Here is a 9621-nt window from a genome sequence, read left to right as displayed (position 1 = left end):
TTCGAATTATCGAAGCCTTTTTGCATTTCAACCAAAATTTGGGAGGGGATTAAATCACCATTTTAAACATAGGCCTTGCTCACCGGAGCTATGTTAGCTCTGTTTTGTCAAAAGACGATTGTTTTCTTAAAATTTGGGTTAACTGGTCTTTGGTATAATTTTTAAACAAAGAGTTCACTTTTTAGAGGCTGCTCTATTATATATTTGTTAAAAAAGACAAAATAATCATGTAATCTCAAATTTGAATTGGCTCATTAATCACATATTACTGGCAGATAATGAATAATATATGTTTTTACCTTTATGTAATTGTGTCATAATCTAAAGAAATTGTTGCAGCTGGATTATCTAATAATTTGTAGTTAAAATTTAATTAATGAATAAATAATACTTATCTTTGTGTTTGTAAAAAATAAACTTTAAACTTTTATATGAAAAAGATTTCTATCCTTTTAATTGCTATGGTGGTCTTTATTGCTACTAAGGCTCAAAATGTCAGTACAACGCCAGCTAATAAAACTGTTGTTTTAGAGGAATTCACTGGACAAACTTGTCAATATTGTCCAGATGGGCATAAAATTGCAAATGATTTAGCGAAGGCAAATGCTGGTAAAATTTTCTTGATTAATATACATTCAGGAGGTTATGCAGCACCAAGTACATCCTATCCTTTAGATTTAAGAACCACTGTCGGAACAACTATAGACGGATCTGCAGGCATTTCTGGTTATCCAGCTGGTTCAGTTAATAGGGTTAAGTCTCCTTGGGCATCCAATAGAGGAGCATGGGCAGGTGAAGCTGCGAGTATTCTTGCAGAGTCATCACCAGTAAATGTTTGGTGTAAGTCTAGTGTTGATAAAGATACAAGATTATTAACTACAGAGGTAGAAGTTTACTACACAGGCAATGGTACTGGAACTTCAAATAAACTTACTGTAGCAGTTTTACAAGATGGAATTTTAGGCGATCAAGTTGGTGGAACTACTTGGAATCCTTCAAACTACGTTAATGGTAAATATGTACATAATCATGTTTTGAGAATGCACCAGACACCTACCGCATGGGGAGCATCTTTAGATACTTTAACTGCAGGAAAATTATATAAGAGAACTTATGTTTCTATTCTACCAGCTACTATTGGGAATGTTCCATTAGATATCTATAGCCTAAAGGTTGTTGCTTTTGTAGCAGAAGGGAATAATAAAATTTTAACAGGTTATGAGACAGAGGTTACTCATAATAACCCTAATTTAATAGATTTAAGTTTGAAAGATTCTTCTATTTTACCTATTCGTGGTTTCATGGAACCAGAAACAAAATGGTGTGATAATAAAGTTACTCCAAGAGTGGTTGTTACAAACAATTCAGCTACCGTTACAGCAACTTCATTCACAGTAACAGCTACAGTTAATGGTGTAGCGACTCCTAAATCATTCTCAGGGTCTTTAGCTCCAGGACAAAGAACTGTTTTGACATGGAATGAAATTCAAGCAAACGCCAGTGGTATATTTTCTTATAAGGTAGAAGGATTTACAAATATTAATGGAGGTTCTACGATTACAGATAATAAAGTGCTAAATAATTCCTACTCAACAAATCTTGTGGGAATTAAACCGAATGCTTTTACTAATCTAAATGTAGATATGGAAACAACACCTTTTTCAAATGCCTTTATTGATGCTTCTGAGAACTCTGCTTATTCATTGGTTACTAGTACTGCTGGTTTGGGAGCAGAAAGCTCTAAAAATTCGTGGAGACTTTCATTACATAGTTCTTGGGGAGTGAATGGAAAAGGTGCTCACCTAGTAATGGGTGAAGCTAATTTCATTGGAGTTACGAATCCTACACTATCTTATTATTATGCGTTCTCTAATACTGGTGAGGAAAGTTCATCTGCTCCTACCATTAAAGTTTCATACTCTACAGATTGTGGAACCAATTGGGTCGACGTGGATACTAAGAATTGTCAAATCACAGGAACAGCTAATCCTCCTACTTCTTTCTATGTACCTACCTCAGCAGAATACCAGAAAGTGGACGTAAATCTATCTGCATTGATAGGTAAAAAATGCTTGGTAAGAGTAAGCGGGTTACCTGGAAATGGAGGTAATGCTTTATATATTGATCAAATCTCCCTTAAGAGCACTGGTGGCTCTGGCGGTGGTGGAGGTGGCTCATCTAGTGATACCTTTCACGTTAAAGCATATAAAATTGCAACAGCTACCAAGACTGATGTCGATATTATAGGAGCTCCTACGTTTATGAAAGATAGTAATTATACTTGGAAAGTTACAAATGTGACAATTCCTTCCAATTGGACTTTCTTGACTATTTGCGATCCAGCAGTTTGTGTTAACTATCCTGCTACTCAAAGGGCATCATTTAAGGCAACAGGAAACCCTACAACTGATATCTACAAAATTACCATAGATCATAAGCGAAATGCAGGTTATGGTTACGTTATGCTAAAGTCGTGGAAAGGCAAAGATAGCACCAGCACTACATCAGCTAAGGATCTTAAATTTTCTTTACTAGCATCTACAGCTTCTAGTATTACTTTAGTATCGGATGCTTCTGACAAACTACTTTATTTCTTCGACAACAAAATCTTTGTGGATAGAGACTTTAATGGTGCTCAGTTAGAAGTTTATAATATCAAAGGTCAACAGGTATTAAATGCCAAGGTAACTTCTGATAATATTGACTTCAGCCCACTTACCAATGGTATTTATATAGCTAGAGTATCTAAGGATGGTCAAGTTTTAAAATCACATAAGTTTAATACTTCGAAATAGTATTAGTTTGTTATTTACAAATACAAAAGCCACCTTCGGGTGGCTTTTTTTTTCTTACCGTTCACATACTAAAAACGACCGTTCACAAATTCTAGAAAATAAATATTTATGTATTTTAACTAAAATTTACCGTTTACAAACTTATTCCTACCGTTTACAAATCGGATAATGTTTTTAACTAGTTAACAATTTATCTTTGCACTATTATTAACTTTTTAAATTTATCAATTATGAAAAAATTATTTTTAACTTTAGTAGGATTTCTATTCGTGTCAAATCTTCCGTGTCAATTGCAATTGGAACATGGACATAACTGGATCTTTTATATGAATTGTGGTGGGAAGATTACTACGATTAGCTCAGGTTTTGCTGGAGGAGGGACAGGTACAAATATTTCAAAGTGTTTTGATATATGTGCTAACTGTAAACTTGAATTTAGATTTGTAAAGTATAATCAAAATACTGGAATTGTTAGCGACATGCTTCCTTCTACGGATCCGCTATATATCCCTCATTCATCTAGTTATATTTCATACTATTCAGATGTTCCGAATGAATATGAAAATATAATAACCCCAATAAAAATAGTTGATGGAGAGGATACAAATGGAGAATCTATTCAGTTATATTCAATCGATTTTACTAATATTAATAAAGCTAGGAACATAAACAAGATTGTGTTTAATACTAACTTTGTTGATGGTGGTGGTTTTAGAGCAAGATATGAATTAGGATTCAACTGTTTTAGAGTTATACCAGTTAGTAATCTAGACGACTTAACAATAAGAAATATTCAAATTTGCAAAGGTGATTGTGTTTCCCAAGAAGATATTTTAGGCGGAATTAAAACAGATGATAGAGGAGTTCAAACCGCAGTAACAACCTTCAGTAATTGTTCTGGAAGTGACATAATCTCGTTTTGCTTTAACAATGTAGGTTCTTTCCCTATCTGTGCCACAGTAAAGGATGCTTGTGGAGTTAAGAATTTAACTGGAAATATCAATGTTATTGATTGTACGAATGGTCTTAATTGTGAGACTTGCTGCAACCTGATGAATAATATTACCTCTATAACTATCGGTAACTGGTTTTTAGGAGGTAATTTGATGTTACCTGACGAATTTTTTGGTTGTGGGCCGTTGGATGTGTATATTTATTTTAGCGATGGTACCAGTATCGTTGCACGTGGTTCGGGGTTAGTAAATCTAGGTGGTAAAACCATTACGAGTATATGCTTTGTTCCAGCTCTTGGATGTAATAGCTGCGCTAAATGCATTCAGTTAGGAGGGTAAGCATTTCTTTTATATATGTAATTTGAAGCCACCTTCGGGTGGCTTTTTTAATATGAATTACTATTCTTTGTTCTATAGACAGTCCACTTCGATAAAGCTGGATGGTGTTTTTTCTATTAACTTATTGCTCCGATGTAGCTAAATTTTCTACAACTCAAACTTGATTCCCTGCGCCAAAGGAAGATCACTACCATAATTAATGGTATTGGTTTGTCTGCGCATATAGACTTTCCAGCTATCAGAGCCTGATTCACGTCCACCACCTGTTTCTTTTTCACCGCCGAATGCACCTCCTATCTCTGCTCCAGAAGTACCAATATTGACATTAGCTATACCGCAGTCTGAGCCATTTGCAGATAAAAATTTCTCTGCCTCTCGCATATTCAAAGTCATGATAGCACTTGATAGACCTTGTTTGACATCGTTTTGCATAGCAATCGCCTCGTCTAAATCATCATATTTCATCAGATATAAAATAGGTGCAAAGGTCTCATGTTGCACAATAGGCATATCATTTTTCACTTCTGCTATCGATGGCGACACATAACAATTACTGCCTTCTATCGTCAATTGACTTCCTTCGAGCAATAGTGTTCCACCTTGTTCCTTGACAGCTTTAATCGCATTCAGATAAGTATTGACCGCATCGACATCGATCAATGGTCCCATGTGGTTATTGGTATCGAGAGGATTTCCTATTTTGATTTGTTTATAAGCTAGCAATAAATTTTCCTTGACCTTGTCATACACCGAGCTATGAATAATCAATCTTCGTGTACTGGTGCATCGTTGTCCAGCAGTACCCACTGCACCGAAGACAGCCCCTGGAATGACCATTTTCAAATCAGCAGATTCTGTAATGATAATAGCATTATTACCACCTAATTCTAAAAGACTTCTGCCCAATCGAGCAGCTACAGTCTGAGCTACAATTTTTCCCATGCGAGTAGAACCTGTAGCAGACACCAATGGAATACGCTCGTCTTTTGACATCCATTCTCCTACTCTATAATCTCCATTGATTAGGCAACTGACGCCTTCTGGCACTTGATTGCGTTCAAATACTTTATTGATAATATTCTGACAAGCGATACCACATAGCGGGGTTTTCTCAGAGGGTTTCCAAATACAGACATCCCCGCAAACCCAAGCTAACATAGCATTCCAGCTCCACACCGCCACAGGAAAGTTAAATGCAGATATAATACCTACAATACCTAAAGGGTGATATTGCTCATACATTCTGTGATTCGGTCGTTCGCTATGCATAGTCAATCCATACAATTGACGGGAAAGTCCTACAGCAAAGTCACAGATATCAATTATTTCCTGAACTTCTCCCAGTCCTTCTTGTAACGATTTACCCATCTCATAACTCACCAGCTGACCTAGTTCTTGCTTATATTTACGGAACTCCTCTCCACATTGTCGCACGATCTCTCCACGCTTTGGAGCAGGGATATTTCTCCAAACCTTAAACGCTTCTTGTGCCTTATTCATGACGGCTTGATAATCTGTATCTGTCGTGGTATAGACTGCTCCTATTTTCTGCCCATTGACGGGGGAATAGGATTCTATTAAATCAGAAGTAGTATCCAAAAATACGCTTCCTGTCGATGTGCCTTTATTGATTGATTCAATGCCTAATGCTTTGAGAAATTCCATTGAAGTTAATTTTGAATTGTAAATTTTAAAAAATAATGGTTGCCAAAAATACTGGCTTCTATTGAAATTTGTCGGTTTTTATATGCCTCCTATTGATAATTTAATTTAAATAGCGAACTTTGTAGAAATTAAAATTGTTCAAAAATCTATCAAACTAAAAAATAAAAAATATGGCTTTTCAATTACCTTCTTTAAACTACGATTATAATGCACTAGAACCTCATATCGATGCTAGAACTATGGAAATACACCATTCCAAGCATCATAATGCTTATGTCACCAACCTCAATGCAGCATTGGATGGACAAGAAGCAGCGAATTTCGCTATCGAAGATATTGTAAAAAATATTTCTAAATATCCTATGCCAGTGAGAAATAATGGTGGCGGACATTGGAATCACGCATTTTTCTGGAATATATTGAGTCCAAATGGAGGAGGCAATCCTACAGGACCTTTGGCTGATAAAATCACTGCACAGTTTGGTTCATTTGAAGCTATGAAGGAAGAATTCAATAAAGCTGCGACAACTCGGTTCGGCTCAGGTTGGGCTTGGCTTTGCAAAAAAGCAGACGGCAGTCTATGTATTTGCTCTACTCCAAATCAAGATAATCCTTTGATGGATATTGCAGAATGTCCTGGCACACCTATCATAGGTTTAGATGTATGGGAGCATGCATATTATCTTAATTATCAGAATAGAAGACCTGACTATATCGCTGCATTTTGGAATGTAGTAGATTGGAATCAGGCGAATGCGAATTATTCAGCGTAGTCCTTTGCCACAAAGACGCTAAGTCACAAAGGAAATTTTAATAAAAGTTTTTGAAAAGATTTAAGTCTTTCCTCTTAATTGTTTGTTTCTTAAAGGAGGCACTTATCATTTATTCTCAAGAAAATTTCCCTCATTTTTTAGTTGGAAAATGGAAAATGGAGGGTCAAGATAGTTATGAGGAATGGACAAGGCATAGTGATAAGTCTCTGAAAGGAATATCCTATACATTAAAAAATGGAGTATTCAAGTTAAATGAATATCTGGATATAAAGGCTATTGATAACGAAGTGTATTATATCCCTGCTGTCATAGGTCAAAACTTCAATAAAGAGATTCGTTTTAAACTGCAAAAAGTAGATAATAGTTTTAACTTTGAGAATCCTCTTCATGATTTCCCTAAAGTCATTGTTTATAAATTTTATAGCCAAGATACTTTAGGAATAGTCGTAAGCGATGGTGCACATAAAAAATTTTCATATAGATTGATAAAACAGAAAACTATGGCGAAAGATAGTTCGATAAAAAATAAAAATTACGATGCTGAGCTAGCTGAGAAACTAGGAGCCGATGAATTGGGAATGAGAAGCTACTTCCTCGTGATTCTCAAAACAGGCTCCAATACTACAACCGATAAAGATATCGTTCAGAATAGTTTTCGTGGGCATATGGACAATATTCAACGCTTGGTCAAAGAAGGGAAATTAATTATAGCTGGGCCTTTTTTAGCCAAAAATGCAAACAACTATAGAGGAATTTTTATACTCAATACAAAAACGATTGAAGAGACGGAATCTCTTCTTCAATCAGACCCTGCAATTAAGAATAAGATATTTGATGTCGAGATTTACCCTTGGTATGGATCTGCAGCTCTGCCTGAATATTTACCTGCAGCTGATAAACTATGGAAGGAGAAGCCTTAATGATTAGTTGTTTAGACAATGAGTCAATTTGAAAATTTGAAAGTGAGTCAATTTGAAGCGGTGACCAAAGTATAATTTATTCACCTTCGTTTCCTTCTTAGAACGGAAGAGACTCTTACTACTGATAACTGCCTCACTGCGACTTTTTAAAAACTCTTCCTAAAATCTAATGTGACCACATATCTACGACCCATACCTTCTGGTTGAATAGTTCTTGTAATAAATGGCGCTGCAAAGTTTAAACCGATAATATTATTTTCACACAGTTTATAGTCAATTTGAATATCTGCATTGAAAGTTAAACCTCGAGAACCAATGATAGGTTTTCTGATACCGAACTCATCTTTGTAGCTATCATTTCCTAAATGGTATATAGGCAATAAATTAGGAATAAAAGACCATTTCTTGACATGGATAGGATATGAAACACGTAACCACACATCTGGATTTCTGTAAAAACCATTCGTCGTCGGGAATTCTTCGGTTGCTACAAGATTGTAAGTGAAGAATTTATTGTCATTCTGCGTCAAAGGAATCTGACAACCTGCAGCTAGGTGTACGTTTTTAACATTGGTCTGCAATGCCCAAAGAAAATCGAGTGTCCCAAGTGTATTTTGATAATCCATGGGAAGAACTACGCCACGCTTGACCTTACCGCCTTGCTGCAATGGAACCTTGAATCCTATAACCGTTTTAAATTTTGGAGCAAACTTAAAGTCACCAGTAACATAAACATCTCCAATTTCTCCCGTTTGAATATCATTGCCTGTGTGAGCCATGAAATTAATTCTAGTATTAAAGGAAATATTAGAATTGACGATACGTGTATATTCTATATAAGGATTATAGACATTAAGCGAACGAAGCCCACGACCATAAGATAAACCAAAACGCATCATATTCACTTTTTTCTGCTCTTGGAAGTGATCCATATGAGGAGTAATGTTTCCTAATGAACAAAAACCTGCATCGCTGCAGCCCTGAGAAAAAAGGTTAAAAGAATACAAGACTGATACTAAAACAATTATTTTCTTCGTCATATTGTGAAATTGAAATTACATTTACCTTTCAAAGATAACTGTTTATGATTATTACATGGTACATTATTTTGAAACTAGCTACCGAAGGCAATGCTGAGCCGCCAAAGCGAGTAGAAAAGACAGATGAAGAATGGAAAAAAATATTGACGGAAGATGAATATTATGTGACTCGTAAACATGGTACTGAGCGCCCAGGTTCAGGTGCATTTTGCACGGCATTCGACCCAGGGATATACGCTTGTAAATGTTGTAAAACGCTCTTGTTCGACGCTACCACCAAATTCGAGTCTGGTACGGGATGGCCAAGCTTCACACAACCTATAGCTGATAATGTCATAAAATATATCGTTGATAATTCACTATCAAGAGAACGCATAGAGACCAGGTGCAATGTATGCGACGCCCATCTAGGTCATGTATTCCCAGATGGCCCAGAACCTACGGGTTTGCGTTATTGTATGAATTCGATTGCATTGGAGAAGGTGAAATGATAATAAAATTTGAAAATGCAACAATTTGAAAATTTGAAAATGACTACAGAGCGCATTCTAAAACATTTCAAACATATAACTTACCACTATTAACTAATTAAACTTTAATGAATATGTTAGCTGAATTAATAATAGGAGGAGGATGCTTTTGGTGCACAGAGGCTATGTTTTTGAGCCTAGACGGAGTCACTAAGGTCGAAAGCGGTTATAGTGGCGGCACGGTCAAGAACCCGAGTTATAAAGAAGTCTGTACAGGAGAAACGGGACATGCAGAATGTGTGCGAATCACCTATGACCCTACAAAAATCAGCTACGATGATTTAATAGATATCCACCTCCACTCGCATGATCCTACCACACTCAATAGACAAGGTGGAGACATAGGTACACAATACCGATCAGTTATTTTTTATAAGACCGAAAATGAAAAGAAGCATTTAGCTGAAAGGCTGAAGTTAGCACAAAAAGATTTCCCCAAACCAATAGTGACTACCCTTGAAAAAATGACTGTATTTTACATTGCGGAAGACTATCATCAAAACTATTATGCACTGAATAAAGATAAGAATCCATATTGTCAAGTAGTAAGCGAAAAACTATATAAAATGATGAAGAAATATTCTTCAAAACTCAAGAAATAACATA

At 35.9% G+C, this 9621-nt stretch carries 8 protein-coding genes; 6 read left to right on the top strand and 2 right to left on the bottom strand.

Features of this window, described 5'->3' with window-relative positions:
* Positions 1–431: 431 nt before the first annotated feature.
* Positions 432–2795, top strand: coding sequence for an Omp28-related outer membrane protein (locus JNL75_01050; protein ID MBL7788401.1), 2364 nt, complete (start codon positions 432–434; stop codon positions 2793–2795).
* 230 nt (positions 2796–3025) lie between these two features.
* On the top strand, positions 3026–4087 hold the full coding sequence (locus tag JNL75_01045; GenBank protein MBL7788400.1) for a hypothetical protein: 1062 nt from the start codon (positions 3026–3028) through the stop codon (positions 4085–4087).
* Between the two features lie 147 nt (positions 4088–4234).
* Here JNL75_01045 and JNL75_01040 read toward each other — a convergent pair whose 3' ends face one another.
* Positions 4235–5752, bottom strand: a complete 1518-nt coding sequence (locus JNL75_01040; protein MBL7788399.1) for an aldehyde dehydrogenase family protein — start codon at positions 5750–5752, stop codon at positions 4235–4237.
* Positions 5753–5922: 170 nt separating this feature from the next.
* Here JNL75_01040 and JNL75_01035 point away from each other — a divergent pair, with 170 nt between their 5' ends.
* Together JNL75_01035 and JNL75_01030 are read left to right on the top strand one after the other, a co-directional pair.
* Positions 5923–6525, top strand: a complete 603-nt coding sequence (locus JNL75_01035) for a superoxide dismutase (protein ID MBL7788398.1) — start codon at positions 5923–5925, stop codon at positions 6523–6525.
* A 155-nt stretch (positions 6526–6680) separates the two neighbouring features.
* Complete coding sequence (locus JNL75_01030; protein ID MBL7788397.1) at positions 6681–7445, top strand: hypothetical protein; 765 nt, start codon at positions 6681–6683, stop codon at positions 7443–7445.
* A gap of 146 nt (positions 7446–7591) precedes the next feature.
* Here JNL75_01030 and JNL75_01025 read toward each other — a convergent pair whose 3' ends face one another.
* Positions 7592–8485, bottom strand: coding sequence for a hypothetical protein (locus JNL75_01025; GenBank protein ID MBL7788396.1), 894 nt, complete (start codon positions 8483–8485; stop codon positions 7592–7594).
* Positions 8486–8529: 44 nt separating this feature from the next.
* Between JNL75_01025 and msrB the strand changes: the two genes are divergently transcribed.
* Positions 8530–8976, top strand: a complete 447-nt coding sequence (gene msrB / locus JNL75_01020) for a peptide-methionine (R)-S-oxide reductase MsrB (GenBank protein ID MBL7788395.1) — start codon at positions 8530–8532, stop codon at positions 8974–8976.
* A 107-nt stretch (positions 8977–9083) separates the two neighbouring features.
* The gene (msrA, locus tag JNL75_01015) at positions 9084–9617 is read left to right on the top strand and encodes a peptide-methionine (S)-S-oxide reductase MsrA (protein MBL7788394.1); all 534 of its coding nucleotides are present in this window, start codon (positions 9084–9086) and stop codon (positions 9615–9617) included.
* The last annotated feature ends 4 nt before the right edge of the window (positions 9618–9621 follow it).

Source organism: Chitinophagales bacterium (genome assembly GCA_016787225.1).
In the GTDB taxonomy this organism is placed as follows: domain Bacteria; phylum Bacteroidota; class Bacteroidia; order Chitinophagales; family JADJOU01; genus CHPMRC01.
Note: the sequence above shows the minus strand (reverse complement) of the source record. Positions and strands in the feature narration are given on the sequence as shown.